Source organism: Psychrobacter sp. T6-6 (genome assembly GCF_052258185.1).
Lineage (GTDB): Bacteria > Pseudomonadota > Gammaproteobacteria > Pseudomonadales > Moraxellaceae > Psychrobacter.
On record NZ_JBQQEX010000003.1, the window covers coordinates 145755 to 171884 of the forward strand.

Below are 26130 nucleotides of genomic sequence, written 5' to 3' on the forward strand. Positions count from 1 at the left end.
AAATTCGCGTTGTTGATGCAATAATGAGCTCAATAGAACCTTTCAAAGCATCATGAACTATAAGGAAAGTAGGCATGGAATATATTGAAGCTTTTTTTGCCCTAATCGGGGATTTAACATGGGGCTGGGCACTCGTGCCTATGTTGGTTATTTTTGGTTTATTATTCACCATCGTGGGCAGATTCGCCCAGTTTAGATATTTCAAACGTATGTTCCGTGTGTTTAAAACGGATGAAGTAGGAGAAGATGGGATTTCTGCCCGTCAGGCGTTGCTCGTTTCTATCGGTGGACGTGTGGGCGGTGGTAACATTGCTGGTGTTGCGGTTGCAATCTCGTTAGGTGGCCCCGGTGCGGTCTTCTGGATGTGGGTTGTCGCACTCATTGGCATGATGACCAGTATTGTTGAGTGTAGTTTGGCTCAGCTTTACAAGCGTAGAGACAATGATGGTAACTTTCGTGGCGGCCCTGCAACCTATATCCTACATGGTTTAGGTAAAGACTACCGCTGGCTTGCTGTTATTTATGCTGTTTCTCTACTACTGTCTTTCTCTATTGGTTTTGTGGCATTCCAAGGCAACACGGTGGCAGGTTCTGCGCTTGAGAGCTTTGGGATTGAACGCTGGATGTCAGGGGTAGTACTGGTCATTGCAGGTGGGTTCATTGTCTTTGGCGGTATCCAGCGCATTGCAAAAGTAGCCGACGTTGTCATTCCAGTAATGGCACTGATCTATCTTGGGATGGCGCTTATTATTATCGCACTCAACTTCACAGAGATACCTGCATTGATGGTAATGATTGTCAAAAATGCGTTTGGTATTGAATCTGTCGTGGGCGGTGGTATCGGTGTAGCGATTGAGCAGGGTATGAAGCGCGGGTTGTTCTCTAATGAGGCCGGTTTGGGTTCTGCTCCTAATATTGCAGCTACCGCTTACGCCACGCACCCTGTGAGTCAAGGTATCTCACAATCACTATCTGTGTTCATCGATACGTTAGTTGTGTGTAGTGCCACAGCATTTATGATTTTGTTAAGCGGGGTCTATCAACCAGGTGCCGAGGTCGATGGTATCGTACTTGCTCAGCAGGCGCTAACGACTCAGCTTGGAGACTGGGCACAGTATATTCTGACCATATCGCTGCTGCTATTTGCACTTAGTTCTATCATGTATAACTATTATATGGGCGAAAACGCGATTAACTTTTTGGTTAAAAAGAACATTAAAAAAGCGACTTTGATTTTACGAATTGTCGTGATTGCGATATTGTTCTTGGGCGCAGTAGCCCCTACGGCAACCGCGGTATTCTTCTTCGCTGATCCATTAATGGGTGTGCTAGCACTAGCCAACTTATTGGCCTTGATTATGCTATTTCCGCGAGCCAAACGTCTACTTGACGATTTTGCAAGACAATTAAAATCAGGGGTTAAAGAACCGTTATTCGATGCACAAGAGTATGAAAAGTTAGATCTCGATATGAGTGCATGGGGTAAAAAAGCGGTAAAAGAAGCGTTAGATCAAAAACAGTAGTACGTATACGCTTAATGTCTTATGAAAGCAAAAACCACTTTAGCTGAGCTGAAGTGGTTTTTTTGTGCAAGATACTGTCCATGCTCAAATTATGCCCGAAATGACGGTTATTCGCTCATATGCTCGCTATTCGCCAAAATACCTGATAACGAGACAATCTCACCCGCTTCATCTTCTTCAACGATTCGCGTCTCTTGTAGGGCTGCCTGAACCCAAGTCTCTATATCTGGGTGATTCATCATCGTGTGACAGTACTGCTTAGTAAGCGGCTGCAAGACAATATTGGACGCGTCGGCATAGGTCTGTAATCGCAGCACTACCGGGGCAAAAAACACATCAGCTGCTGTAAAGTGTCCGAACAAATAGCTGTCCTCTGAACGTCCTTGTAAACAATCTGCAAAAATACCCTCAATACGAGCAATATCGGCTAGGCAAGCAACACTCGGTTGTATCTTAGCGATTGCTCTGATATTCATCGGCATCTCATTACGTATACCTGACAACCCTGAATGCATCTCAGCAATGATGCTCTGGCAATAAGCACTGTTTATTCTATTTTGAGTATCGTATGTGTTAGCGCTAGATTTATTGACACCCGTCCAAATATCAATATCCGTAAAATACTCATTAACCTGTATCGCAATGGCCAGCGTATCCCAGACAGTTACTTGTTTGTCCCCCTCACCATAGACCAATATAGGAACTTTTCCCGTTGGTGAGTGCGCCTCCAATACTGGACGTGCTGATGAATCAAACAGCTCGATTAGCTGCTCCTCAAAATCGATGTTAAATGCCTTTAAGAGTAGCCAGGCCCGTAGTGACCAAGACGAGTAGTTTTTATTGCCGATAATCAGTATTGGTTTTTGCATCATATCGTCCCATTAGGTCATAGTAGAGAGTGTCATTATGTGCTCAATATCAAGGGTTGACCAGTCTATAATCTGAGTAATATTCATATCATTACTTAGATTATTTAAGTTATACGATGATAAAAGATGCCCATCCAATACCAAGGTGAGCGCTCTGTGTTTTCTATGTACGTTATCATCAGTTTTTATTTTTGATCAAAGCAATGATGGGAAGCGCAACCACATACATCAGCACACCATATAAGGCAGCGGGCAGTGCAATCACTGGCAGAGTACTTACACCCATAATAATAGGCGCTAAAGTAATGGCGGTTGTACTGTTCTGAATACTGGTCTCTATCGAGATGGTTTTTGTATCAAACCAGCTGAGCTTTAGGACTCTAGAGATTAGGATACTAATAGCAAATAAAATAGCAATCATAAAGACCAGCTCTAACCCAATTTGGGTGAACTGTGACTGTAGTAATTGCCAGTTAGAGGCAATAGCAGCAAAGACAATCAATACAAAAAATACACTAGCTAAACCATTAAGAAGGCTGCTGCGACGTACCATAAAATCAGTAAATTTATAGCGAGCGAGCATACCAAGCGTCACTGGTAATGTGGTTAATAAGAACATGACTAGACCAATCTTGATGGCGCTAATAGAGTTCGCTTGATCTTGCATAAAATGATCGAAAGCCAACGTGATTAAAATAGGGAGCGTAATCACAGACAATATGCTGACCACTCCTGTCAATGCGATAGAGAGTGCGACATTGCCTTTGGCATAATAGGTCAGCATATTGCTGGTGACGCCGCCTGGACAAAAACTAATAAGCATAATCCCAAAAGCAATGGCGGGCGGCGGCGTCATCACTAATACGACTGCTAATGCAACCAAAGGTACCAGCACAACTTGATTAATCAAGCCGACAAAGAACGCTTTTGGATATTTAGCAATGACTTTAAAATCACTAAGTTTTAACCCTGCTCCTAGGGTAAACATAATATAGGCAAGTGCTAGTGGGAGTAATGCTAGCGCAGTATTATTCATTAAACATTCCTTGTAAAACTAAAGTGCCATATAAAGATGGCTCGTTGAGAATCAATAGTAGCGGGAGGGCATTGTCCCCCTATGCAGCTACTCACATTCCATGTTTTTAAACAACTGATTGTCCAGATATTGAGTGACATAGATATTTAAGTATAAAAGAGCTGATTCTAATGCTAATGACATACTTAGTTGTCTTAATCACTCAAAGAGATTAAGTGCTCTGAATGATAATAGCTCTATTACACTTACTTAGTAACCCACTTGTTGTGACTATGATGGTTCTTAAGTAGTATTAAGAGCCTTTTGCGCTGTCTGCGTGTAATGCGTTTTTAAGCATAATAAAAAGCCCACAAGGTTTTGTGGGCTAAATATTTTAATCACCTAAGATTCTTATGGCTCTAGTCATCTAACAAATCCATACGTTTCGCAGCTTCATAGATACCCGTTGAGCGATTGCCAGTACGGCAAAAGATGAGCATTGGCTGCTCAGCTTGGTTAAAGAAATCAGCGAATTCTTCGACATGGTTTTGATTGAGCTCGCTACCAGCGAATGATACTTCTTTATACGCGAGCCCCGCTTCTTTAGCCGCGGCTTCAATCTCTGCACTGGTAGGCTGACCCGGCTCTTCACCATCTGGACGATTATTGATAATGGTTTTAAAACCGTTCTCGGCAATCATAGGCATTTGGTCAGGGGTGATCTGTCCGGCAAAGCTAACTTCATGGCTCATAGGAGCTCCTTTTTTATGGGTTTGGTTGGTATTATAATTAGATTAATCGGTTGGGCAATAGAGTTGGTTATAGTAGACCTTGCATCAATGCGCTTTGGTACAGTAGTTTGGCACGCGCCCCAGTGCCACAAAACATCAATATAGGCTTCGGCATTGCGTGATAAAAGTCAGCAAACTGTTCTACGGTCAGCATACTTAGGCGCTCATCATCAAATGGGAGATGATGATAAGTTAGGTTTGCTTCCTTGGTCGCAGTTGCCAAATCACAGCTATCAGGTTGTGTCTCAATCTCAGCATCTGGACGTATATTGAGCACTGAGCGGTAGCCAAGCTCGGCAATTTTGATACATTGGCTTGGATATATCTGCTTGTAAATCGTTAAGTCGTCGGTCATAAGTCGCGTCAATTATTGTTGTGAATAGTTATAGTATTAAAGGGTAGGTCATGACAATCAAAAGACAGGTCAGTCTCGTTGAGACTAAAGCTGTGAGCCAGTAGCTGTCTGTGTATGGTTAGCTGTGTACTGTGAGCTCTGTATAGTCGGTATAGCATAACACAGGCTCTATCGTAGCGATATTGTGCGATGGATGCTATGGCCAGTTATGCTCTAAAAGACACACACATTCTAAAGAAGATGCACATCATGTCATCGTCAAATGTTTTTCAAAGCATCGACGGCATCTAAGGTACTCAGATAGACCTGCCCTGATAACTCACTAATCAGTGGCGTTTGACCGATAACATCCATGACAGGCCCTTTGATAAAGCTAAAATGCAGACGCTTATTTTGTAGTGCAAGCTCTTGGTTTAGAGTACTGAGCATTTCTTGCGCGGTCAGGTCGATATGATTGACCGCCGCCATAATCAATACGACCTCGTGTGCTGCTGGATACTGCTGCATAGCATTTAGAATACGACGATGTACGGACTCACTATTACCAAAGAATAGACTCTCATCGATACGTAGCATCAGTAAATTATCAAAAGTCACCACATCATGACGATTGATATTACGAAAATGTCCGCTACCACCCAACTGTCCAACGATAGCCACATGCGGCTTGCTTGATTGCCATATAAGGCTCGCAAACGACACCATCAGCCCAATGACCAGACCTGTATTGAGTCCAAATATCAGCACACCAATGAACGCGGCCAAAAAACTGGCGCCATCTAAGCGATCACGCTGCCAAGCAGACTTCAGAGTCGTGATATCTATCAGCCCAATGATGGATGCCATAATAGTGGCACCCAGTAGGGCGTAAGGCAGAGGGGCAAGCGCATTGCTAAAGGCTATCAAGGCCGCAATCATCACCAGTACCGTCACTAGGCTGGCAAGCGGCGTTTTGGCTCCTGAATCTGCGTTGATAGCCGTACGTGAGAAACCGCCTGCAATAGCAAAGCTCTGAAACAGTCCGCCAGATAGGTTGGCCAGACCAAGGCCAGTCAGCTCATGATTGGCATCAAACCGCTCTCCCCGTAAGCGTGCATAGGTACTGGCCACTGAGCTACTAGATACAAATACGATCAGCGCCATCAAGCCTGCTGTTGGCAAGAGCTTGAGCGCTTCTTGTAAGTCTGTCACATGCGGCAGCGTAAAGCTCGGTAATCCTTGCGGAATACGACCAATAGTGGCAACACCCAGTGCGCTCCAGTGCATTACGATGCTCAGAACGATGGCAAAGCCAAGTAAGACGAGTGGAAATAGACGCTCTGCCCATTTGGCATACGATGCCGATAGCCACGTTCGCCATACCCACTCACTGGCGTAGCGATTAGCCACCAAGAGCGCAAAAGCAATGACACCAATAACCAAAGTCAAAGGATGTAACTGACTGGCATAGCGCTGCATGGTAGATAAATAACCGACCAAGCTGTTACCAGTGATGGGAATTGCCATCAGGTACTTGAGTTGGCTGACAAAGATCAGTACTGCAGCTCCGCTCACAAATCCTGCTGAAACGCCGCGACTAATAAACTGCATGATCCAGCCAAGCTTCAGCCGTCCAGCAATCCATAGTAGTGCGCCTACCATCAATGCCAGTAGGCTTGCCATCAGTGCGTACTGCTCTGAGCCTTGCTCAGCGTAGGGTAGCAGACCGCTCGCCGTCATAATAGCGGTAATAGCGACAGGTCCGACAGCCTGTACGTTGCTAGAGCCAAGCCATGCATAGACGATTACAGGTACGATCGCTGCATACAGACCATACACAGGTGGCAGCCCTGCAAGTACCGCGTAGCCTAAGCTCTGCGGTATCACCAATACGCCTACCACGAGTCCTGCGACAAGGTCAGTCGGCAATGCGGTTAGCTGGTATTGGCGCAGCCAAGTAGGAATAAGACGGCCAGTGATAGAAGACATATCAATACATCACCAAAATAAAAATCATCATAAGACAGCTAGGCGAGTACGGCATTATTCCGCTTTGGCACAAAATCTTTGATAAAGCAGCTCTAATACAGCCAAGGCATCGTCACTTGCGATGCTATAGTAAATCTGCTTGCCCTCGCGCCGTGTCGCTACCAGCTGGTCTTTACGCAAGATACCCAGTTGCTGCGACAAGCTTGGCTGTCCAACACCGACCAAGCCTTCAAGCTCACCGACACAGTACTCGCCTTGGGTCAACTGACAAAGTAGTAACAGTCGATCAGGGTGTGAGAGTGATTTTAACAACTGACTCGCTTGCATGGATGCTTGTTGCATTTGTTTGGCAAGATCAATAGAGGCAAAATCTGCGTTATCAGATGACATATCATCATTAGCGCTATGAGCAGACATATCCGCTGCTGCAGGTGAAGTAGCCAGAGTGAGCTCCTTATATAATAGGGTAGTGACTACCGTATTATTTTCAATAATATATGTTTGATTATCAATGATATCACGCCGCATATCAAGATATCATTATTTACATTATATAAATTGATAAAGTGTATTGCAGTTGTTATATTGGTGATAACAGATAAGTTATAAGTTCAAACAAGCATTATATACGACTCAATATCATACTTAAGGGTTAATTAAAGATAATAAACGCCCTATAACGAAAACACTCCATAGATAAGTAAAGAGGTAACCATGCAAGTTCATTCTTTCTTAGACAGTGATACAGAAACCTATACTCATGTGCTCGCTGATGTCGAGCAGCAACTGTGCGCCATTGTCGATCCAGTCCTAAACTTTGATGCAAAGTCGGGCAGAACCAATACCAGTAGCGCTGATGAAGTCATTGAATTTGTCCGTGAGCATGGCTGGACACTCAAATATATCATTGAGACCCATGCCCATGCCGATCACCTATCTGCTGCCATTCATGTCAAAGAAAGTCTTGGCGGTGAGCTGGTTATCGGTCAGCATATTACCGAAGTACAAAAAATATTTAAGCAAATATTTAATTTTGACAGCAGGTTCCGTACTGATGCTGGTCAGTTTGATATTTTGACAGATGATGGTCAGACGCTAGCGCTGGGGAGTATTACTATTACTGCGCTATATGTACCCGGTCATACCCGTGCCGATATGGCATATATGGCTACTGATGAAGAAAAAACAGTGATTTTTGTTGGTGATACTTTGTTCGCGCCTGACGTGGGTACTGCCCGTTGTGACTTTCCAGGCGGTGATGCCAAAACGCTTTATCACTCTATTCAAAAGCTATTGGCACTTCCCGAAGATACGGTGATGTATTTGTGTCATGATTATCCAAGCAAGGGGCGTCAGCATTGTCCAACGACTACTGTTGCGGCACAAAAACTAGAAAATATTCATGTCAAAGACAGCATCAACGAAGCGGAGTTTGTAGATATGCGTGAGCGCCGTGATGCGACTTTGGATATGCCGCGCCTGATTATTCCTGCAGTACAAGTAAATATAGATGCAGGGCATTTGCCAGAGCCAGAAGACAACGGTACGCGTTATCTGAAAGTACCGATTAATGTGCTTGGTGAGTAAGTCAGACAGGGTCATGAGTGACCGTTAGCAACAAGAGGGACTCGCTTCTTTCCACAATACAGTATGTTTGGTATAGATGCTTATAAGCGCTCAGGGTGTTGATAAAGGGAGAGAGTAATGAACCTATATGAGCGCTATGTACTACCAAAAATGATAGATGTCGCTTGTAGTACAGGCAATGTGATGAAAGCGCGTTCCAAAATTGTTCCGCAAGCGTTCGGCGAGGTGTTGGAGATTGGCATTGGTAGCGGTCTGAATCTACAATTTTACGATACCAAAAAAGTCTCTGCCATTGTCGGTGTCGATCCAGCAGCTCAAATGCAGTCACTTGCACATGAGCGAGCGGCTAACATTGATATTCCAGTTGAGGTAATAGCCGTCGATGTACAAGGTATTCATGCCAAAACTGATCAATTCGATACCATTGTGATGACTTTTACCCTATGCAGTATCGACGATCCAGTAGCTGCACTTCAAGAAATGGCACGTGTGCTAAAACCTAATGGACGCTTGTTATTTTGTGAGCACGGGCTAGCACCAGACTTGACTGTTGAGCGTTGGCAGCATCGTTTGACACCTTTTTGGAAACCAATAGCAGGCGGTTGTCACTTAGACCGTGATATTCCAGCATTGATCAGAGCGGGTGGGTTTGCTATTGATAAATTGAGCGAAGCGTATTTGCCTGGTCCACGACCGATGAGCTATGTCTATAGCGGTGTGGCACAGCAAATAGCATAGAGAAGGAAAATAGTGAACTGTGCTAAAATTATTTGTCTGCGTAGATTATACGTTGAGCTTGGGTTATAAATACCAATATCGAACTTATAAAAAGTAAAGTGATTAGAATAATTAAAATAGGAATCAGATGATGAGCGAACAAAGTTTCCATTTAGTATGCCTGCAGTGTCAAGCAACCAACCGTGTACCTGCCGCACGGCTAAGTGCTGCACCAAAATGTGGTAAATGTAGCCAGCTATTATTGACTGCCAGTCCACATGAGCTGAACGCGCAAACGACCAGTAAAGTCATTCAAAAAAATGATGTATTAACCATCGTAGACTTTTGGGCGAGCTGGTGCCAGCCATGTATTATGATGGCACCAGAATTCAAAGCGGCTGCTGGTCAATTGCCGCAAGTGGTCTTTGCCAAAGTGCAAACGGATAAATACGAGCAAGCTGCTGCTCCTTATAATATTCGCAGCCTGCCAACGATGGTGGCCTTTAGGCATGGCAAGGAGATTGCGCGTCAATCAGGCGCACTGCCAAGCCATCAAATAGTGCAGTGGGTGCAAAGCTTGCAGGCGTAGCGCTTAGTAAAGCAGTATGCGTCAAATTAGGACAGTGCTCATAAAAGCGATAACAAGAAAAAAGCCAATATGCGGATCGCGTATTGGCTTTTTTCTTGTTATCGCACTGTCTCAATTATGTAGAGAGCTTTTGCTTGATTTTATTCACCATAAATTTTGATGCCATTGGCAAAGCTACAGCGCTGAATACGAGCAGATTGGACAATCGCATCACGCTCACCATAGAGACGCGAGAGTTTTGCATCGCGTGCTTTGGTGTTGTTGCTTTTGCCAACACCAAAGCTGATATTGGGAGAGATACCCCAACGTCCTGCAGAAATGCCCACACCCACGCCTGAAGTTGACAAGGTAGATTGCTCACTGCGAGCGGCTTCAACATAACGGTTGACGCGCGCGTACTCTTGACTGAGTGCTTGGCAATTATAATTTTGATAAGTGCTTGGCGGGACATATTGCGGTGTGACATTACCAGTAGAAGCACAGCCTGAGAGCGCAAAGATGCCAGCTGCTGCCAGTAGGGTCGCTGTCGTAAACGTTTTCATGAGGGCTCCATTAGGCTAAGTGATTGTATTTATGTCTATTTAAGATAACAAATACCGCATCATTAAGATATTAAAAAATATCGAATACTCACTAAAAGGGTAGAGACAATCAGAATAAATTTGCTGGTTTGGCAAAGGCAAGTATCACGATGCCAAGATAGGCAACTGCAGCAATAAGAATGCCTGTTTTTCTCTGAACAGGGGTTGCGTTAGCATTAAAGGCTTTGATGCTAGAGCTAATAGCAGCAACAAGCAAAATAATCTTAGCAAACACCCACTGTACAGGGGCATTAGCACTCATTAACTGCATCAGCATTATGGCACCTGACAAGATGAGCACAGCGTAGATAATATGAGTGGCTATTTTGACCACACGCGGTGCACGCCTGTCAGCGCTCAGTACTAAATAACTTTGGTATAGAAATAATATAACGGTCAGCGCTGCCATTAACATGTGTAGATGTTTCATCGAATCTTGCTCCCTTTTGCATTATGATATGCGGGCATATTTAAACTGTTTGATTTTTATAAACGTGCATCATGCTATTTGTTTTGACCCGCACATAATGGACTGTCTGGGCTTTGACCTTGCCACTCTGTTGGCGTATAGGCGTGAATGGCTAGCGCATGTACCTGACCGCCTTGTGAGGTTAATAGGGAATTGACTAACCCATATATTAGTTGGTGACGCCCGACCAGTCGCTTACTTTCAAAAGCATCACTGACGATAGTCAGTTTGAAGTGGCTCTCTTTGCCTTCAAAGTAGCCAGCATGGGACATCGACTCATTGATTAGCTCGATATACTGCGGCTCTAGCGCTTGTAGTTCAGTATGAAGTGCATCGGCGGTAGGTGTGGTACTCATAACAATCCTTCAATATATATTGCCCAAGTCTATTGGCAATCTGCAAATGATATCTACTGGCATTATAGCAGAGACAGCAGTCGGTATAGCGTACGATTAAAAAGCATACAATGCCTAGCGCCAAGTAAAAAAGCAAAGCACGGCGCACTGGCTGTACTTTGCTTTTATAGACTATATACACTTAGCTTCTTAAGTTTAGCTTCTTGAGCTTCATCTCTTGAGCTTTGCCTCTTAAGTATGCATCAGAGTAATTAATCGATCAGGTATTAACGACGCGATCGTTGGTACAGTGGCGTAACCTTTGGCATCAACGACTGTAGCTCAGAGATACGGCTGCTGCTCGTTGGGTGAGTGCTCAAAAATTGAGGTGGCTCGCCTTGGCTGGCACGCTGCATTTTTTGCCATAGCGTAATAGCAGCTTGCGGGTTATAGCCTGCACGCGCCATTAACTCAAGTCCGATTTGGTCAGCTTCGCTTTCTTGAGTACGACTGTGCGGACGGCTCAACCCTAGATCACCAGCTACGCTTGCGATCTGAGCTTGACCTTGTGATAGACCAAAGATGCTAGCTGCCACACCGATACCTGTCTGAGTGGCATACTCGCGTGAGATACGTTCACGTGAGTGCTCGCGCAATGCATGAGAGATTTCGTGACCCATAATAGCGGCAATCTCGTCATCGGTCAGGTTTAGACGATCGATAATACCTGAATAAAACATAACCTTACCGCCTGGCATTACAAAGGCGTTTAGCTGATCAGATTTGATTGTGTGGACTTCCCACTGCCATTTTGCCGCATCTGTACGATAAACACCTACTTGACCAACCAAACGATTCGCGATGTTCTTTAGGCGATTGAGCTGAGCCGTGTTGGTATCTAACACGCCTTTTGATCTTGCTTCTTGTAATGTCTGCGCGTAGCTCTGTGCTGATAGCTGTAGCACCTGCTCGCTAGAGACCAATAATAACTGCTGGCGATCAACACCAACGGCACCCGTATTGGTGGTACTCGTACAACCGGTTAATGTCAGTGCCGACAACGAAGCCGCCATCACTGTGGTGGTCAATAATTTTTTCATAAAAATATCCTCTCGATAAGCGGTAAAATTAAAATCATACAAAATAAATAACAGTAAAATAGATGACAACGCTGTTTGTTATTGCTCTTTTATTGACGTTTGTTCATCCATATAGATAGTGAAAGTCTACCTGAACTCTTATTGTAGATAAGTATAATAATGTTAACTGACTAAAACCAAGGTAGAAAAAGTAACAATAGAGCCTATGATTGTAAGTGAGCAAGATGTTGCTGTGAGTAAGGTCTGATTTTGCTTCTTTTTTATAAGAGTTGTATTAGTCCATATGAAAGAAAAGTACTAGATGAATAGAAAGTTGTAATAGCAGGAAGCATCAGGGCGAGACTGTAGTTTGTGATATTTAATGCAAAATAATTTATATTTTTTAAAAATAAATTATTTTGTTAAATCAATTGTTTGTGTCTATTTACCTAAACTATAGGGGGCTTAGTTGATAATATTAGATATAAATTTTAAAAAAGGTGTTGACACATACAGAATATTTGCTAGAATAGCCAGCCTATCGAGACGAAGTAGTTGTTAACAACACGACGATCTGATAATAAGCGGGAATAGCTCAGTGGTAGAGCATAACCTTGCCAAGGTTGGGGTCGAGAGTTCGAATCTCTTTTCCCGCTCCAAATATGGCTTGAAAAAGCGCAAAAAGCCTCACTTCATAGTGAGGCTTTTTTTTATGCTTAAAATTTGTCTTGAAAAATAAGCTAAGCAGCTAGTAGAGACATAGCAAGTCAAAATGGAATTTCTACAGAGCAAAAGAGAGTAGCCGTCATGATCGCGACAGATCAGGCGTATAAACCTAGACATATACGTAGTTTAAACCTGTAGGCAACATAAGGGCACCTCATGCCACCAAAACCCCTCACCGAGATCAGCGCCAAGCTCGCCTTTATTATATCCGCCATCGTCATCGCTATTATGGGCATCACCATGATTGGCTTTGGCTGGGTACCGCACCTGTCTCTTATCCTTGCCATCTGTGTATTGCTAGCTATCGGTATGGTTAAAGGACTCAGCTTTGATGACATGCAAGCGCAAATGGCCTCAGGTGTCATGCGCGGTATCGGTGCCATCTACCTATTCTTCTTTATTGGTCTTATGGTGGCGGCTCTCATGATGTCAGGGGCCATTCCCACGCTTATGTATGTGGGCTTTCAGCTGATATCGCCTGAGTACTACTATATCTCTGCCTTTGTCTTAACCTCTATTATCGGTATTGCTCTAGGCAGTAGTTTGACGACTGCTGCCACATTGGGTGTGGCCTTTATTGGGATGAGTAACGCCTTTGATGCCAATGTGGCTATAGCGGCGGGGGCAGTAGTATCAGGCGCGTTCTTCGGTGATAAGATGTCGCCCTTGTCTGACACCTGTACCATTGCGTCCTCAGTGGTGGGTATTGATTTGTTTGAGCACATTCGTAATATGATGTATACCACTGTACCGGCATGGATACTGACAGTCATCTTGTTTTGGATGTTCTCAGGGCAGACGACCAGCGCTGATCTGAGTCAAGTGACTATATTACAAGGACAGCTGATAGACAGTGGTTTGGTACATGGGTATTCGGTACTACCCTTTGTGATATTGGTAGGATTGGCACTGTTTCGGGTTAATGCGATTTATACGATTATTTGTACCATAGCAGCAGCACTAATCATCACTTATGTACACAGCTCGCCAAGCTTTGGTCAGTTGGGTGGGTATCTGTTTGCAGGATATGCACCCGCTGAGTCATTAGAGCTAGGGGAGGTCGGTGGTATGCTGTCGCGCGGCGGTGTACAGAGTATGTTCTTTACCCAGGCGATTGTGATACTGGCACTAAGTTTAGGTGGGTTACTAACGGCATTAGGGATTCTGCCAGCACTGCTGTCAGGTATTAAAGAGACACTGACCACTTCAGGACGAGCGATCTTTGCGGCGGCGATGTCGGCGCTCAGTATCAATGTATTAATCGGTGAGCAGTATTTGAGTATTCTATTATCAGGTACGGCCTTTCGGTCGACGTTTGAGCGCCTGCAATTGCATCCGAAGAATTTGTCGCGGACGATTGAGGATGCAGGAACGGTGATTAATCCACTGGTGCCTTGGAGTGTGTGCGGGGTGTTTATCAGTCAGGCACTAGGGGTGCCAGTATTAGAGTATCTACCTTATGCGTTCTTCTGTTATTTGTCACTGTTACTGACGCTGCTGTTTGGCTTTACGGGGCTGACGATTAGTCGGATGAAAGAGGGTAAGAGCATTGAAGCGTAACCCTTACAGTTCTATTTAATAGTGCTATCAATACTCATCCCAATAGGGATGATCGCCGAATCGCTCTGCAATAAAGTCAATCAAATAACGACAACGCTGCGATAAGAATCGGTTTCTTGGATAAACGGCATATGCTTTTAACACAGGCAACTGGTACTGCTGGAAGACAGGTACGAGTTCACCTCGTGCCAGTTCATTGTAGGCAATAAACGTGGGCACAAAGGTAATGCCGTGTCCCTTTACCGCCAAATCAACTAAGAACTCGCCATTAGTGGCTTTTATTTTGGCATCGATAGTACGGTAATGTTTTTTGCCCTCAGCATCCACTAGCTCTATACTGTTCGTCTGACCAAGACTATATTGCAACAGCTCATGATTGTCCAAATCATCTAGTGTTTCGGGTACACCCATCCTTGCCAGATAGTCAGGACTGGCACAAATCACACAGCGTATCAACGCCAACTGTTTTGCCTGATAGCTAGAGTCGCGCAGATCGCCGATGCGAATTGCCAACTCATAGCCTTCTTCAATCAAGTCGATACGCCGATCAGAAAAATCTAAATCAAATCTTAGGTTGGGGTGCTGATTAGCATACTCATCAATCACATCATTTAGATGCCTGACTCCAAACGATAATGGTGCTGTCATTTTGAGCGTGCCTTCGACACGCATAGGTGCATCGCTGGTACGCTCGTTGACCGCATCGACTGCGCGCAAGATATGATTTACCTGCTGATAATACTGCTCACCTGCTTGAGTTAATTTAGAGTGGCGAGTGGTACGGCTGATCAATTGGCTGCCTAGGCGTGTTTCTAATTCTTTGAGGCGGCGACTCACGGCTGACTTTGCGATATTTAACTGCTCAGCCGCTTTGGTAATGCTACCTGCTTCGACAATGCGTACAAACATCGCCATATCTTCTAGTTGTCCCATTATCGGTACCTTATGATTGTTCTAAAAGTGAGAATAGTTAATTGCATTTATCCTTGTTTATCTCTTTGTAGTCAACAATTATAATGAATCTATTGTTCAATGACGTTAATTAATAATAAATACATAGCTGATAAACGTGTTGATAGCTAAGGATAAATTATGAAAACGATCTATCATGCAGCAGACTCACGTGGTGATGCCAATCATGGCTGGCTCAAAAGCCGTCATAGCTTTAGCTTTGCTAACTATCATAACCGGGAGCGTATGGGGTTTGGTGCTCTACGTGTCCTCAATGATGACTTTGTCATTGGTGGTCATGGGTTTGGTAGGCATTCGCACCGTGATATGGAAATCATCAGTATTCCTTTATCTGGCAAGCTTGCACACAAAGACAATATCGGCAATGAAGGCATGATCGAGACTGGTGAGATCCAAGTCATGTCAGCAGGTACGGGCATTACTCATAGTGAAATGAATGGTAATAATGAAGAGGACATGGCGTTTCTACAAATTTGGGTAATACCAAATAAAATGAGTGTGGCCCCTCGATATCAGCAAATACCTATGGGCGATATCATGCAACCCAATGCGTTCAATCAAGTGCTGTCGCCTAATGCTGACGATGCAGGCGTTTGGATTCATCAAGATGCTTGGTTTAGCATAGGGGAATTTGATAAAGGGGTGATGAGCAGTTATCAACTAAAAAACCCTAGCAACGGTGTCTATGTTTTTGTTATCAGTGGTCAAGTCGTGATAGATAATAATGTTCTGGCCAGTCGAGATGGTTTGGGTATTTGGGATACTGAGAGTTTTACGATGGATGTGCCAGCAGCTGCAACAGTATTGGTGATGGAAGTACCGCTTTTTTTATAAGAAGTACTGCTTTTTTATAGAGAAACGATAGCGATCAACAACTCATTATTAATAACCGTATTGATGTTATAGATACCAAGAGGTGGGTCATGACTATTAGCACTTTAGAGCCACGATTGACAGATGTTGGCGGCGTTCCTATCGCTCGATTGCTACCGAACAAAGGCAAACAACCCATCGGTGCTTGGTGCTTTTTGGATCATGCAGGTCCGGTCGAATTCGCGTCAGATGATTCAGGGGTGCAAGTTGGACGTCATCCGCACACCAATCTACAGACCTTTAGTTGGATGATAGAGGGTGAGATATTACACAAAGATAGCTTAGGTAGTGAGCAAGTCATCACCAAACACCAAGTTAATGTCATGACGGCAGGTACTGGACTGAATCAAGGCATCAGTCACACAGAACAAAGCGTCTTTTTACGTGATGATGTAGGCGATACTGACTCAAGCACAGCTATACGCAATATGAACATGGTACAGCTGTGGATAGCCCTACCTACTGACCAACAGATTGAACGCAGTTTCAATCATTATCCAGAGCTGCCAACATGGACTGAAAACAATGTTGAGCTGACTCTGACCACAGGTGACTATACAGCTGCCTCAGGCGAGCACTATCAAGCGCCAACATTGCAGTACTCTAAGATGGTCGGTGTCGATGTGCACTTCCTAGAAGATGGGGATGTGACACTGGATTTAGAAGCCAGCTTCGAGTACGGTGTTTTGGTTATTATTGGTGAGCTGGAGTCCGAAGGTAAGGTCTATCAAAAAAACCAGCTGTTACGTTTTCATCGTACAGATGTCGCCAATAGTACCAGCATAAGATTGGTAGCAAAAAAAGGCACACGTCTGATGTTTATTGGCGGTGAGCCTTTGAATAACAAGGTACTGCTGTGGTGGAATTTTGTCGCTGACAATAAAGAAGCGCTCAAGCAATCGATTAGCGATTGGAACAATGGTCATGAACGCTTTGGTGAGATCGATTCTGATATGAACCGTCTTGTGGCGCCAGAATTGCCTGAAGGGTTCAAAGGATAACGTCACGAATGATAGTTTCCATCCAACGAACACTCATAATTTTTTTTGATAAAAACGACATATGGGTTTAATACCATTAAGCCTATAATAAAGAAAAAACGATAACTTATACCAACAACTATTAATATTAACAACGTGGAGCAACACTATGTCAGACCTAAAAACATTACAGCAGTTAGCAGAAAAACGCCGTTCAATCTATGCCCTTAGCGACCAGCTACCAGTATCTAATGATGAAGTTGTAAAAGTAGTGGAGCATGCTATCTTGCATACACCATCATCGTTCAACTCACAGTCAACACGCATTGTGGTGTTATTCGGTGATGACCATCATAAATTGTGGGACATGACTGAAGATGCATTGCGCGTAATCGTCGGTGACGAGGAAGCATTCAAATCTACCAAAGATAAAATTGCTGGTTTTAGAGCGGGTGCTGGTACGGTGTTGTTCTTTGAAGATCAGGCTGTCGTCAGAGGCATGCAAGAAGCGGCACCTTTATATGCTGATAATTTTCCGATTTGGTCAACCCAGACCAATGCAATGCACCAGTACGTTATTTGGACGGCGCTTGCAAGTATTGAGGTTGGCGCAAACTTACAGCACTACAATCCAGTGATTGATCAAAAAGTTGCAAGCACTTGGAACATCGATGCAGACTGGGAGCTCAAAGCCCAGTTGGTATTTGGTAAAATCGAGCAGCCAGCAGGCGATAAAGCGTTCAAGCCAGTTGACGAGCGTCTAAAAGTTTTTGGTGCTTAAAATATAGGGCGTTATTGTTTTTACTTAAAAAACGTCCTAGATTAAGTACATATAAAAAAGCGCCACCTGATTGTTAGGTGGCGCTTTTTTTATTGATGATAAAGGTTAAAGACGGCGCAGCGATACTGAATGTTTGCAAAATTTGGTATTTACGAAATTCATCAGCCAGAATAATAGCTATTTGCGCTGCATTAAACTGTCGGCTACCCATGCTGGACCGATCATCAAGAACTGTAGATCTTTAAAGAATGAAGGTTTTTTGCCTTCGATTTTATGACCGATGAACTGCCCAATCCAAGCGACGATAAAGACAGCTGCCCATGCCTTAAATCCCCAAGGCATAGCTGCCATTACTGACAAACAGATAAGAATAAACATACCCATCGCCAAAAACAGCGGCGTCGATAAGCGCATATAGAACAGTAGCACTAAGGCGCTGAGCACTAAGGTAAACCAAACAGACAGTGACATGCCCATACCTAACAGGCTGACAAAAATCGTTGGTACACATAGCCAATGGATTTTCTTATTGACCAAGTTCTGATGACTGACAGAGTACTCACTAAGCCATTGCTCAAGCGTACGCTTAGACATTTTGGGTTGATGACGTGACATACTAACCTCCCTGTTAGTGATTAAAATAGAGGGCTGATATTTGTTACTCACTCAAATATCAATATGATGTTTGATATCAGTTGTAGCATTAATCGCGTGTATCTACCATTTTATCTCATAGACGGTACAGTCAAATTTGGACAGGTTGCTAATGTCATGTTGGCAACATTTGACTCAATATTTTATGTATTTTCAAATCTTATGTGTCTTAAAGTCTAATACAGTTTTTTGTAACTGATGTTATTAACCGCGTTCGCTACGATGCCACTCGTACAGACCGACGAATGCATTGACCTGATAAACCATGGTTTGAATAGCAAAAATATAGTTACCAGACATGAGATTCACAATGAGCCAGACAAAGTTCACGATGATCCATAGCCACCAGTTAAACGAGTAACGCAAAATCATGGCAGCCTGTGCAGTAATAGATAACACAAATGCAATGACGTTGATCCAAAAAAAGGAGATAAACCCTAAAAATTTACTGTTGTCATCTTCTACGACCGCATAGCCATAGCTCGTTAGCAGATCGTTGATAGTAGGGAATAGCGCAAGACCAATGATGATAAATGTTGCAGTGATCAACCAAACCGCTTTGCTCGCTGACTTGGGGATCATATCGCCATCAGGATCCGTGTGCTTGGACCAATAGAAAATACCGTAGACGTGTGTAAAAAAGTTAAAAAGTGGTGCCAGCATTAAGCCCACTGCGCCAGACGTTGCCTGTACGATAACCTCACCTGCGGTTGCCCCCATCCCAAAACCATTGCCCATGACGTTTTTGCGAAATGATAGCGAGACCACACAAACCAAGCCAATAAATGAGACAGCCAAATAAAACCAATCAAGCGTGGTATGGTCGGTGGTGAGCCAAAACCCTGCGGACAAGGCAATGACCCCGCAAATAAACCAGATGATAATCCATTGCATTGCCCATTTTCCGGTAATGTTGTCCAATAGTTGAATACGCATAATTTTTTCCTCTAAAATAAATACTAATATCAATATGTTGCTAACTTTCATGCGCTAGCTGAATAACATGCGCTCGTAAATAAATTATTATAAATATACTCTGAATTTTTTATGGCTTTTTGCCATAGACATGTTGATCGATAAACAATAACGCTTGTTGATAACGAGCATCATAATCAGGCTGGTCTATCATATGCGGTATGATATCGTGACGGGCAAAAATATCTACCAGACGCTGTTCAAACCGTCCACGTGCCTCAGGCGTACCCAAAGAGCGCATGCCATCATCGATCCACGGCGTATTGTTATCCAGCATAATGGTGTGGTCTACACGAAACTCATCAATACAGGCAGCCACAAAAGGATGGGTGCGACCCTCGTACTCTTCACAAAATGCCTGCGTGGTCACAAAGTCAGTATCAACGATGGTGACAGGCGCAGTTGCATGGACTTTGGCTTCTCGTATCGCCTGGGCATGATCAAGCGAAATCGGCCCATAGTCACTATACTGTAAGCCAACTTCGCTACCACCCAAGTCTGTGCCGACATACAAACGACCCATCTCCAGTGCAAAGCTAGCACCGTAATAATTAGCCAGCTTATGTACCAGTGTCGTCTTACCTGAGCTTTCCCCACCAACGATAGCAACGGTCTTGGTATAGTTAGCGCGGGCTTCTGGATGAATCGCTGACCAGTGGGCGACTGGATCACGAGCAATCGCATAAGAGTCAAACTCAGGTTGTAGCGTAGTGGTGATAACTGGAAACAGTAATTGATCCTGTATATCGCTCTGCGTAAGGGGGTGGTTTTCAGCTATGAACAATACGGTCTCTGCAGGTAGTGTTAGTGCGTCTATCAAACGCTGCAATTTAGCGTTGCTAGCAGCCACATCAATACGGATATCCTCACTACTATCATAAAGATGCTCATGAAGAGGCAACTCGAGCTCATTAGTCGTATGAATATGAATAAATGGCAGGTCTGCACAGGCCATCTGTAGCCAGCGTGCCTTATCTTGTAACGTAATAGCAAAATCTGGATGCGGGGAAGGATGCGCCATAATGACAATGTGTAAGGTTTTTGCCTGTCCTGCTGCTTCTAATATGCTACGCATTTGCCCCAAATGTAGCGGCTCAAAATGTCCAATCATCAATCCCGTATCGTACATAGTCATCCTTATTTTTGTTTTATCTTTATAGTCTGTCTCAGTTTTGTGATGAGTTTTCTAAAGTCTGAGTTGTTTATCAGCATGGTATAAAGGTTTGGGTGGATTTGCAGGTAGGTTATTGTAACCCTGACCTATATCTGACTTTTTTGCATATTATTCTATCTTCAACTTGCTATTTTGAATGGACAGTTTATTGAATCTATCAATGGCAAGTTGGGCGTGGCTTGCTGGTAATTTACTGGTAACTGGTTGGGCAGATGAAGATTTTTTGATAGCTATTGATGGTTATTTTCGTTATTAAATTACTGTTTATCTCTTTGATTAAATTAAAAAATAATAAGAATTGGAAGGTGTTGTTGTAAGGATTAAGCAACAAAGGTGATTTTGAAACATTTTGAAATAACTATTTAAAATCAGGGGTTTGCGCGCAGTTATGACAGATTAGGGTAAGCTTAGGTATCATAAACTCACAAAGTACGTCTACAGCGTCAACAGATAAATACTAAAGAGTTGATATACTTATTCATAAGTTAGCAACACAAAGTTTTTTTGACATATAGAAAAAAGCAAAAAAAGAATAAACATATAAAAACAAACGTTAGAGAGGTATTTAGTTTGGCTAAGTTAGCAAAATTACATCGCTCACAAAACAATCGTATGATAGCGGGCGTAATGGGCGGGATCGCAGAGTATGTTGGTTGGTCGCCAACGTGGGTTAGATTGCTTTTTGTGATTATCTCATCGTTGAGTGCAGCAGTACCTGGTATCTTGATTTACCTCATACTGTGGATAATCATGCCAAAAGCCAGCAGTGGGTCTTACCAGTAAGTGTGTTTTGGCAGGTTTTGAAATTAGAATTTAAAAGCGCTAAGTTAAAACGTTAAGTTGTAAATGCAGTTAAAAGAACAGCAGTACCTTAAAAATAAAAAGCCTGAATAATCAGGATGCCCAAGATACAACTTTCCTCCTGCCCGAATGCTCACGCATTTGGGTATTTTTTTGTCTATCTTAACCATATCTCTAACCACATCTTTTAATGATAATTTGCCTTTCGTGATTATTCGACCAAAAAACAGTCATATAGCGACGTGTTTGTGTTCACAATGCAAATTTAGTTGACGTAAATATGGATAAAATAGTCAATTTTTAGTAAGGTGAGCAGGCAAATAGAGTCGTTGCCAAAATGCGTGGCGAGTGCTATCAGAGATTTAGTTAATAATACTCATTTCACAGTGGCTTTACTATGAATACCCAAACTATGACATCCGAAGCGACAACCCCAATGACACAAGATAAAAACTCTCAACCGATGACCTTTCAAGACTTAATCCTAACCCTGCAGAATTATTGGGCTGATAAAGGCTGCGTTATATTGCAGCCTTATGATATGGAAGTCGGCGCAGGCACTTTTCATACGGCAACTTTTTTGCGCTCGTTAGGTCCTGAGCGTTGGAACGCAGCTTATGTACAGCCATCACGTCGTCCTACCGATGGGCGCTATGGTGACAACCCAAACCGCTTGCAGCATTACTATCAGTTTCAGGTGGTGCTAAAGCCAAATCCACCTAACATTCAAGAGCTATATTTAGACTCACTACGTGCCATTGGTATTGACCCGTTGGTGCACGATGTGCGTTTTGTGGAAGACAACTGGGAATCACCGACGCTAGGCGCTTGGGGCTTGGGCTGGGAGATTTGGCTAAACGGTATGGAAGTGACGCAGTTCACGTACTTCCAGCAAGTCGGCGGTATTGAATGCTTCCCAGTGACAGGTGAGATTACCTATGGTCTTGAGCGTTTGGCTATGTATGTGCAAGGCGTTGATAGCGTTTATGATTTGGTATGGGCAGATGGTGAGTTTGGCCGTGTTACTTATGGCGATGTGTTCCATCAAAACGAAGTTGAGCAGTCGACCTATAACTTTGAGCACGCTGATGTGCCAATGATGGGCGAGATGTTTGACTTTTATGAACAGCAAGCCGACAAGTTAGTCGAAGCTGGCTTGCCATTGCCTGCTTACGAGATGGTATTAAAAGCCTCTCATGCGTTTAACTTGCTTGATGCCCGCGGTGCAATCTCGGTCACAGAGCGTCAGCGCTTTATCTTACGTGTGCGTACGCTTGCGCGCAAAGTTGCCATCGGTTATGTCGAAGCTCGTGCCAAATTGGGTTTCCCATTGGCAGATGAAGCACACCGTGCCGAGGCACTTGAGAAGTATCTGCCAAAAGAAGCAGCAGACACTGACAACAATCAATCTACTAATAAAAAATAGGAGCATCCCATGAGTACTATTCTATTTGAACTGGGGTGTGAAGAGCTACCTCCAAAAAGCCTAAAGCCATTACGTGATGCCTTACAAGCCAGTGTCACCCAGCAACTGACTGACGCTGATATCAGCTTTGACAGCATCAAAGCCTTTGCCGCGCCGCGCCGTTTAGCGATTCAAATCGAGGGCATTAGCGACAAGCAGCCTGATCGTACTGAGCAAAAACGCGGACCAGCAATCAAAGCCGCTTTTGATGCAGAGGGTAATCCAACCCGTGCAGCCATGGGTTTTGCCAAAGGTCTAGGTATTGACGCCAGCGAGCTTACGACGATTAATACCGATAAAGGTGACTATGTCGGCTTTGAGCAAACAATCACTGGTCAAGCAACTACGGAGCTACTGCCAGCTATTTTTCAGACAGCATTAGATAGCCTACCGATAGCCAAGCGTATGCGCTCAGGTAGCAGCCGCAATGAGTTTGTCCGTCCCGTACAATGGGCAGTATTGATGCAGGATGCTGCTGTTATTGATGCGACTATTCAAGGGCACCAAACAGGCTCGCAAACTCGTGGCCACCGTTTCCACAGCCCTGACTATCATAACATCGCTCATGCCAATGAATATGAGCAATTGCTAGACAGTCTAAAGGTCGTGGTAGATTTTGATAAACGCCAAATGCTGATCAATAACCAAGTCAAAGCATTGGCAGGTGAGGTCAATGCGGACGCTATCGTACCGCAGGACTTGCTGGACGAAGTGACCGCGTTGGTTGATTTTCCCATTGCACTAAGAGCGAGCTTTGAAGCGCGTTTTTTACAAGTGCCGCAAGAAGCGCTTATCTCGACTATGCAAGCCGATCAAAAGTATTTTTGCTTGACCGACAAAGCAGGTAAGCTGCAGCCGTATTTCATCTTTATCACTAACATTGAATCAAAAGATCCTAACCAGATCATTGAAGGCAACGAAAAAGTTGTGCGTCCACGTTTGGCTGATGCTGAGTTTTTCTTCTTACAAGATCAAAAGCAGCCATTGTTTGCGCTCACAGAAAGCCTAAAAACGCGCGTATTCCAAGACAAATTGGGTACGATTTGGGAGAAGTCTGAGCGTATTGCTAAGCTTGCAGCATTTATTGCTACTTTGATGCAGCAGCAAGGTCACGACATCAATGTTGATGACACCGTACGCGCTGGTATTTTGTCAAAAGCAGATTTGGCCAGCTCGCTCGTTGGTGAGTATCCTGAATTGCAAGGTATCGCGGGCACGTATTATGCGCGTTTGAATGAGGAGCCTGAAGCAGTTGCGGCAAGCTTAGAAGAGCAATACCTGCCCAAGTTCAGTGGTGATGTGCTGCCGCAAACACCAATTGGTATTTGCTTAGCATTGGCTGATCGCTTAGATACATTGGTTGGTATTTTTGCCATTGACCAAGCACCAACGGGCTCAAAAGATCCGTTTAGCTTACGTCGTTCTGCCATTGGTATTTTGCGTATTTTGATTGAAAAGCAGTTGCCGATTAATTTGGTAGCGCTCGTTGAGCAGGCGATCAAAGCCTATAGCAATGCCGAAGGCAGCAAGATTGCTAAGATGGGCGATACCTTTACTCAGGTCATGGCGTTCTTAAACTCGCGCTATCGTGCGATGTATACAGAGCAAGGCGTCAGCGTTGATACGATTCAGGCAGTGCAAGCGATTAATCCGCATATGCCGCTCGATTTTGATCAGCGTATCCGTGCCGTACAAGCATTTAGCGAGATGTCACAAGCGTCGATGTTGGCTGACTCTAATAAGCGGGTAGCCAACATATTGGCCAAGTCAGAAACCGAGGTTGCTGACACGGTTGATGAAGCGCTATTGTCTGAGCCTGCTGAGCAAAATCTATATGCAAATGTGAAGCAAGCACAGACGAGGGTACAACCGTTGCTTGAGCAAGCAGACTACACCCAAGTATTGCAGACATTAGCGAGCTTAGATGAGCCACTGACACAGTTCTTTGATAATGTCATGGTCAATAGCGACGATGCAACATTGAAGAATAACCGCTTGGCACTATTAAAGCAGGTTCGCGCGCTGTTCTTGACTGTAGCTGATATCAGTGAGTTACAGCTGTAGCGGTTAATCTTTAATCGTAGATTTTGATAAAAACTGGCTCAATGTGGCCAGTTTTTTGTGGTTATAGACCAGCGTCATTTTCTATTGTCATGGGTTGTTACCTACGGTCAATGGTAATTAAACGGTAAAGGCATTGTGCCATTACCATTATTGACGGTAAAATTTACGTTACCAAAGCGTATGAAACAGTCATTAGCGTAGCCAGTTTTTGTACAGCTATTAGCTTGGTTGCTTTTGATAGCCATCACGCTTATCCGTAATCAAAGGAGCACAGCCGTGTTTGCCGTTATTATTGTCATTCTCATTATTTGGGCGTCAATGTGGGCTTTTTATAAGTTTATGTACCCACGAGCACCCAAAAGCATGATGCCACAAGAAGGAGATATCACCACACCGCGACAGTGCAATTTTTGCGGTCATAGTTTGGCTGAATATCGCGGCGTACTTGAAACTAAGCCTAGCTTAGGAACAACTAGCGATGGTGATACAGCAGCTGATATTGCAGGCAGTCAGGAGTTGTTTTTTTGCAATTATGAGCATCAGGCGGATTTCCATGCGGGCAAAACCTATCAGCCTTACTCATAATTAGGGTCATGACAGAGCAATGCTTGGTCGCATAAAAAAGCGCTTAGTCGTCATGTCCTAAGCGCTACTATACATTATCTATCAGTTTATAAAATCGAGTGTGCATCTTTCATGATTTTATTTAGCAATGCTTGTGATTGTTTCTCGTGTTGCAGGCGATCTTCATCGCTTCTCTGATTGGCATGGATTTTTTCGTATAAGTTCAAGCAGCACAGTACTAGTATGCTTTCTTGACTCAAGCTTGGCGCTTCTCTTTTTAGGTCAAGTGCATAGTTGTTTATATAAGAAACCGCTGATAGTAGCTCTTCTTGCTCATGTACAGGACAAAAAATAGGGTAGGTAACCCCTGCAATCGCAATATCTACTTTTTTGATTTGTGGTTCAGGTGTATTCGTTGTCTTGGTATTGGCTTTCGCTACTGTACTTGAGGCGGCGGTCCCTGCTTGAGCTGATTTTTGGGCTGGCAATCCTTTGCTTGGTGCTTGAGAGTGCGGTGTTGGGTTGTTTTTTGGCTGCTTTTCTATTGATTTGCTTTGGTCATCGGTCATGATAAATCCTACAATGTCTGGTCAGTGAAATGAGTGATGTGAGATATAACAAGTGGCAGTTTGACAAACAGTATCTCTTTGCATGCTACCTCTA

Annotated in this window: 27 protein-coding genes and 1 tRNA gene; 13 read left to right on the top strand and 15 right to left on the bottom strand. The window is 43.8% G+C overall.

Annotated features, from left to right (window positions below; genetic code table 11):
• Positions 1–74: 74 nt before the first annotated feature.
• Positions 75–1523, top strand: a complete 1449-nt coding sequence (locus ACTXGL_RS06495) for an alanine/glycine:cation symporter family protein (RefSeq protein WP_443525676.1) — start codon at positions 75–77, stop codon at positions 1521–1523.
• Between the two features lie 107 nt (positions 1524–1630).
• Here ACTXGL_RS06495 and ACTXGL_RS06500 read toward each other — a convergent pair whose 3' ends face one another.
• From ACTXGL_RS06500 to ACTXGL_RS06525, 6 genes are all read right to left on the bottom strand, one after another.
• Positions 1631–2392, bottom strand: coding sequence for a glutathione S-transferase family protein (locus ACTXGL_RS06500; protein WP_443525678.1), 762 nt, complete (start codon positions 2390–2392; stop codon positions 1631–1633).
• Between the two features lie 178 nt (positions 2393–2570).
• Complete coding sequence (locus ACTXGL_RS06505) at positions 2571–3428, bottom strand: bile acid:sodium symporter family protein (RefSeq protein ID WP_443525679.1); 858 nt, start codon at positions 3426–3428, stop codon at positions 2571–2573.
• 398 nt (positions 3429–3826) lie between these two features.
• Positions 3827–4159 carry a protein tyrosine phosphatase family protein gene (locus ACTXGL_RS06510; RefSeq protein ID WP_443525681.1) on the bottom strand — a complete coding sequence of 111 codons (333 nt, stop codon included), beginning with the start codon at positions 4157–4159 and terminating at the stop codon, positions 3827–3829.
• Positions 4160–4226: 67 nt separating this feature from the next.
• Entirely contained in the window at positions 4227–4553 is a 327-nt protein-coding gene (locus ACTXGL_RS06515) for a protein tyrosine phosphatase family protein (RefSeq protein WP_319050883.1), read from the bottom strand.
• Between the two features lie 258 nt (positions 4554–4811).
• Positions 4812–6521 carry a SulP family inorganic anion transporter gene (locus ACTXGL_RS06520; protein WP_443525682.1) on the bottom strand — a complete coding sequence of 570 codons (1710 nt, stop codon included), beginning with the start codon at positions 6519–6521 and terminating at the stop codon, positions 4812–4814.
• Positions 6522–6575: 54 nt separating this feature from the next.
• Positions 6576–6938, bottom strand: coding sequence for an ArsR/SmtB family transcription factor (locus ACTXGL_RS06525; protein WP_319050881.1), 363 nt, complete (start codon positions 6936–6938; stop codon positions 6576–6578).
• A 297-nt stretch (positions 6939–7235) separates the two neighbouring features.
• On the opposite strand from ACTXGL_RS06525, the gene ACTXGL_RS06530 reads away from it, so the two are divergent.
• From ACTXGL_RS06530 to trxA, 3 genes are all read left to right on the top strand, one after another.
• Complete coding sequence (locus ACTXGL_RS06530; RefSeq protein ID WP_443525684.1) at positions 7236–8108, top strand: MBL fold metallo-hydrolase; 873 nt, start codon at positions 7236–7238, stop codon at positions 8106–8108.
• Positions 8109–8225: 117 nt separating this feature from the next.
• Positions 8226–8846 carry a class I SAM-dependent methyltransferase gene (locus ACTXGL_RS06535; RefSeq protein ID WP_443525685.1) on the top strand — a complete coding sequence of 207 codons (621 nt, stop codon included), beginning with the start codon at positions 8226–8228 and terminating at the stop codon, positions 8844–8846.
• A gap of 130 nt (positions 8847–8976) precedes the next feature.
• Positions 8977–9414 carry a thioredoxin gene (trxA, locus tag ACTXGL_RS06540; protein WP_443525686.1) on the top strand — a complete coding sequence of 146 codons (438 nt, stop codon included), beginning with the start codon at positions 8977–8979 and terminating at the stop codon, positions 9412–9414.
• Positions 9415–9554: 140 nt separating this feature from the next.
• Here trxA and ACTXGL_RS06545 read toward each other — a convergent pair whose 3' ends face one another.
• From ACTXGL_RS06545 to ACTXGL_RS06560, 4 genes are all read right to left on the bottom strand, one after another.
• Positions 9555–9956, bottom strand: coding sequence for a hypothetical protein (locus ACTXGL_RS06545; RefSeq protein ID WP_443525687.1), 402 nt, complete (start codon positions 9954–9956; stop codon positions 9555–9557).
• Between the two features lie 109 nt (positions 9957–10065).
• Positions 10066–10425, bottom strand: coding sequence for a SirB2 family protein (locus tag ACTXGL_RS06550; RefSeq protein WP_443525688.1), 360 nt, complete (start codon positions 10423–10425; stop codon positions 10066–10068).
• Between the two features lie 74 nt (positions 10426–10499).
• Complete coding sequence (locus ACTXGL_RS06555) at positions 10500–10820, bottom strand: BolA family protein (protein ID WP_443525689.1); 321 nt, start codon at positions 10818–10820, stop codon at positions 10500–10502.
• Between the two features lie 266 nt (positions 10821–11086).
• Entirely contained in the window at positions 11087–11899 is an 813-nt protein-coding gene (locus tag ACTXGL_RS06560) for a M48 family metallopeptidase (RefSeq protein ID WP_443525690.1), read from the bottom strand.
• A 563-nt stretch (positions 11900–12462) separates the two neighbouring features.
• On the opposite strand from ACTXGL_RS06560, the gene ACTXGL_RS06565 reads away from it, so the two are divergent.
• Both ACTXGL_RS06565 and ACTXGL_RS06570 read left to right on the top strand, forming a co-directional pair.
• Positions 12463–12537, top strand: a tRNA-Gly gene (locus tag ACTXGL_RS06565).
• 223 nt (positions 12538–12760) lie between these two features.
• Positions 12761–14164 (top strand): Na+/H+ antiporter NhaC family protein, encoded by a 1404-nt coding sequence (locus tag ACTXGL_RS06570; protein WP_443525692.1) that lies wholly within the window; start codon positions 12761–12763, stop codon positions 14162–14164.
• A gap of 27 nt (positions 14165–14191) precedes the next feature.
• Here the strand turns inward: ACTXGL_RS06570 and ACTXGL_RS06575 are convergent, their stop codons facing one another.
• On the bottom strand, positions 14192–15097 hold the full coding sequence (locus ACTXGL_RS06575) for a LysR family transcriptional regulator (RefSeq protein WP_443525693.1): 906 nt from the start codon (positions 15095–15097) through the stop codon (positions 14192–14194).
• Positions 15098–15256: 159 nt separating this feature from the next.
• On the opposite strand from ACTXGL_RS06575, the gene ACTXGL_RS06580 reads away from it, so the two are divergent.
• From ACTXGL_RS06580 to ACTXGL_RS06590, 3 genes are all read left to right on the top strand, one after another.
• Entirely contained in the window at positions 15257–15970 is a 714-nt protein-coding gene (locus ACTXGL_RS06580) for a pirin family protein (RefSeq protein WP_443525695.1), read from the top strand.
• Between the two features lie 89 nt (positions 15971–16059).
• Positions 16060–17010: a pirin family protein gene (locus tag ACTXGL_RS06585; protein WP_443525697.1), complete on the top strand. Its 951-nt coding sequence runs from the start codon at positions 16060–16062 to the stop codon at positions 17008–17010.
• Positions 17011–17158: 148 nt separating this feature from the next.
• Positions 17159–17770 carry a nitroreductase family protein gene (locus ACTXGL_RS06590; protein WP_443525698.1) on the top strand — a complete coding sequence of 204 codons (612 nt, stop codon included), beginning with the start codon at positions 17159–17161 and terminating at the stop codon, positions 17768–17770.
• Between the two features lie 177 nt (positions 17771–17947).
• On the opposite strand, the gene ACTXGL_RS06595 is transcribed toward ACTXGL_RS06590, so the two are convergent.
• From ACTXGL_RS06595 to nadR, 3 genes are all read right to left on the bottom strand, one after another.
• A complete protein-coding gene (locus tag ACTXGL_RS06595) occupies positions 17948–18385 on the bottom strand; it encodes an Mpo1 family 2-hydroxy fatty acid dioxygenase (RefSeq protein ID WP_443525699.1) in 438 nt (145 codons plus the stop codon).
• Positions 18386–18628: 243 nt separating this feature from the next.
• The gene (pnuC, locus tag ACTXGL_RS06600; RefSeq protein ID WP_443525701.1) at positions 18629–19360 is read right to left on the bottom strand and encodes a nicotinamide riboside transporter PnuC; all 732 of its coding nucleotides are present in this window, start codon (positions 19358–19360) and stop codon (positions 18629–18631) included.
• Positions 19361–19469: 109 nt separating this feature from the next.
• Entirely contained in the window at positions 19470–20534 is a 1065-nt protein-coding gene (nadR, locus tag ACTXGL_RS06605) for a multifunctional transcriptional regulator/nicotinamide-nucleotide adenylyltransferase/ribosylnicotinamide kinase NadR (protein WP_443525703.1), read from the bottom strand.
• A gap of 609 nt (positions 20535–21143) precedes the next feature.
• On the opposite strand from nadR, the gene ACTXGL_RS06610 reads away from it, so the two are divergent.
• The 4 genes from ACTXGL_RS06610 (at position 21144) to ACTXGL_RS06625 (ending at position 25488) form a co-directional block, all read left to right on the top strand.
• Entirely contained in the window at positions 21144–21356 is a 213-nt protein-coding gene (locus ACTXGL_RS06610; RefSeq protein ID WP_443525704.1) for a PspC domain-containing protein, read from the top strand.
• 481 nt (positions 21357–21837) lie between these two features.
• Positions 21838–22800 carry a glycine--tRNA ligase subunit alpha gene (gene glyQ, locus ACTXGL_RS06615; RefSeq protein WP_443526048.1) on the top strand — a complete coding sequence of 321 codons (963 nt, stop codon included), beginning with the start codon at positions 21838–21840 and terminating at the stop codon, positions 22798–22800.
• A 9-nt stretch (positions 22801–22809) separates the two neighbouring features.
• Positions 22810–24903 (top strand): glycine--tRNA ligase subunit beta, encoded by a 2094-nt coding sequence (glyS, locus tag ACTXGL_RS06620; protein WP_443525705.1) that lies wholly within the window; start codon positions 22810–22812, stop codon positions 24901–24903.
• A 276-nt stretch (positions 24904–25179) separates the two neighbouring features.
• Positions 25180–25488: a hypothetical protein gene (locus ACTXGL_RS06625; RefSeq protein ID WP_443525707.1), complete on the top strand. Its 309-nt coding sequence runs from the start codon at positions 25180–25182 to the stop codon at positions 25486–25488.
• 86 nt (positions 25489–25574) lie between these two features.
• Here the strand turns inward: ACTXGL_RS06625 and ACTXGL_RS06630 are convergent, their stop codons facing one another.
• The gene (locus ACTXGL_RS06630; protein WP_443525709.1) at positions 25575–26036 is read right to left on the bottom strand and encodes a cell division protein ZapA; all 462 of its coding nucleotides are present in this window, start codon (positions 26034–26036) and stop codon (positions 25575–25577) included.
• Between the last annotated feature and the right edge of the window lie 94 nt (positions 26037–26130).

Bases quoted from the DNA above. Each gene is read 5' to 3' on its own strand.
- ACTXGL_RS06585 (WP_443525697.1), top strand. From the start codon at position 16,060: ATGACTATTAGCACTTTAGAGCCACGATTGACAGATGTTGGCGGCGTT.
- ACTXGL_RS06525 (WP_319050881.1), bottom strand. From the start codon at position 6,938: ATGTCTGCTCATAGCGCTAATGATGATATGTCATCTGATAACGCAGAT.
- ACTXGL_RS06530 (WP_443525684.1), top strand. From the start codon at position 7,236: ATGCAAGTTCATTCTTTCTTAGACAGTGATACAGAAACCTATACTCAT.
- ACTXGL_RS06500 (WP_443525678.1), bottom strand. From the start codon at position 2,392: ATGCAAAAACCAATACTGATTATCGGCAATAAAAACTACTCGTCTTGG.
- ACTXGL_RS06510 (WP_443525681.1), bottom strand. From the start codon at position 4,159: ATGAGCCATGAAGTTAGCTTTGCCGGACAGATCACCCCTGACCAAATG.
- ACTXGL_RS06580 (WP_443525695.1), top strand. From the start codon at position 15,257: ATGAAAACGATCTATCATGCAGCAGACTCACGTGGTGATGCCAATCAT.
- glyQ (WP_443526048.1), top strand. From the start codon at position 21,838: ATGACCTTTCAAGACTTAATCCTAACCCTGCAGAATTATTGGGCTGAT.
- ACTXGL_RS06495 (WP_443525676.1), top strand. From the start codon at position 75: ATGGAATATATTGAAGCTTTTTTTGCCCTAATCGGGGATTTAACATGG.
- ACTXGL_RS06560 (WP_443525690.1), bottom strand. From the start codon at position 11,899: ATGAAAAAATTATTGACCACCACAGTGATGGCGGCTTCGTTGTCGGCA.
- ACTXGL_RS06595 (WP_443525699.1), bottom strand. From the start codon at position 18,385: ATGTCACGTCATCAACCCAAAATGTCTAAGCGTACGCTTGAGCAATGG.
- glyS (WP_443525705.1), top strand. From the start codon at position 22,810: ATGAGTACTATTCTATTTGAACTGGGGTGTGAAGAGCTACCTCCAAAA.
- ACTXGL_RS06550 (WP_443525688.1), bottom strand. From the start codon at position 10,425: ATGAAACATCTACACATGTTAATGGCAGCGCTGACCGTTATATTATTT.
- ACTXGL_RS06570 (WP_443525692.1), top strand. From the start codon at position 12,761: ATGCCACCAAAACCCCTCACCGAGATCAGCGCCAAGCTCGCCTTTATT.
- ACTXGL_RS06515 (WP_319050883.1), bottom strand. From the start codon at position 4,553: ATGACCGACGACTTAACGATTTACAAGCAGATATATCCAAGCCAATGT.
- trxA (WP_443525686.1), top strand. From the start codon at position 8,977: ATGAGCGAACAAAGTTTCCATTTAGTATGCCTGCAGTGTCAAGCAACC.
- nadR (WP_443525703.1), bottom strand. From the start codon at position 20,534: ATGACTATGTACGATACGGGATTGATGATTGGACATTTTGAGCCGCTA.
- ACTXGL_RS06545 (WP_443525687.1), bottom strand. From the start codon at position 9,956: ATGAAAACGTTTACGACAGCGACCCTACTGGCAGCAGCTGGCATCTTT.
- ACTXGL_RS06630 (WP_443525709.1), bottom strand. From the start codon at position 26,036: ATGACCGATGACCAAAGCAAATCAATAGAAAAGCAGCCAAAAAACAAC.
- pnuC (WP_443525701.1), bottom strand. From the start codon at position 19,360: ATGCGTATTCAACTATTGGACAACATTACCGGAAAATGGGCAATGCAA.
- ACTXGL_RS06590 (WP_443525698.1), top strand. From the start codon at position 17,159: ATGTCAGACCTAAAAACATTACAGCAGTTAGCAGAAAAACGCCGTTCA.
- ACTXGL_RS06555 (WP_443525689.1), bottom strand. From the start codon at position 10,820: ATGAGTACCACACCTACCGCCGATGCACTTCATACTGAACTACAAGCG.
- ACTXGL_RS06575 (WP_443525693.1), bottom strand. From the start codon at position 15,097: ATGGGACAACTAGAAGATATGGCGATGTTTGTACGCATTGTCGAAGCA.
- ACTXGL_RS06520 (WP_443525682.1), bottom strand. From the start codon at position 6,521: ATGTCTTCTATCACTGGCCGTCTTATTCCTACTTGGCTGCGCCAATAC.
- ACTXGL_RS06535 (WP_443525685.1), top strand. From the start codon at position 8,226: ATGAACCTATATGAGCGCTATGTACTACCAAAAATGATAGATGTCGCT.
- ACTXGL_RS06505 (WP_443525679.1), bottom strand. From the start codon at position 3,428: ATGAATAATACTGCGCTAGCATTACTCCCACTAGCACTTGCCTATATT.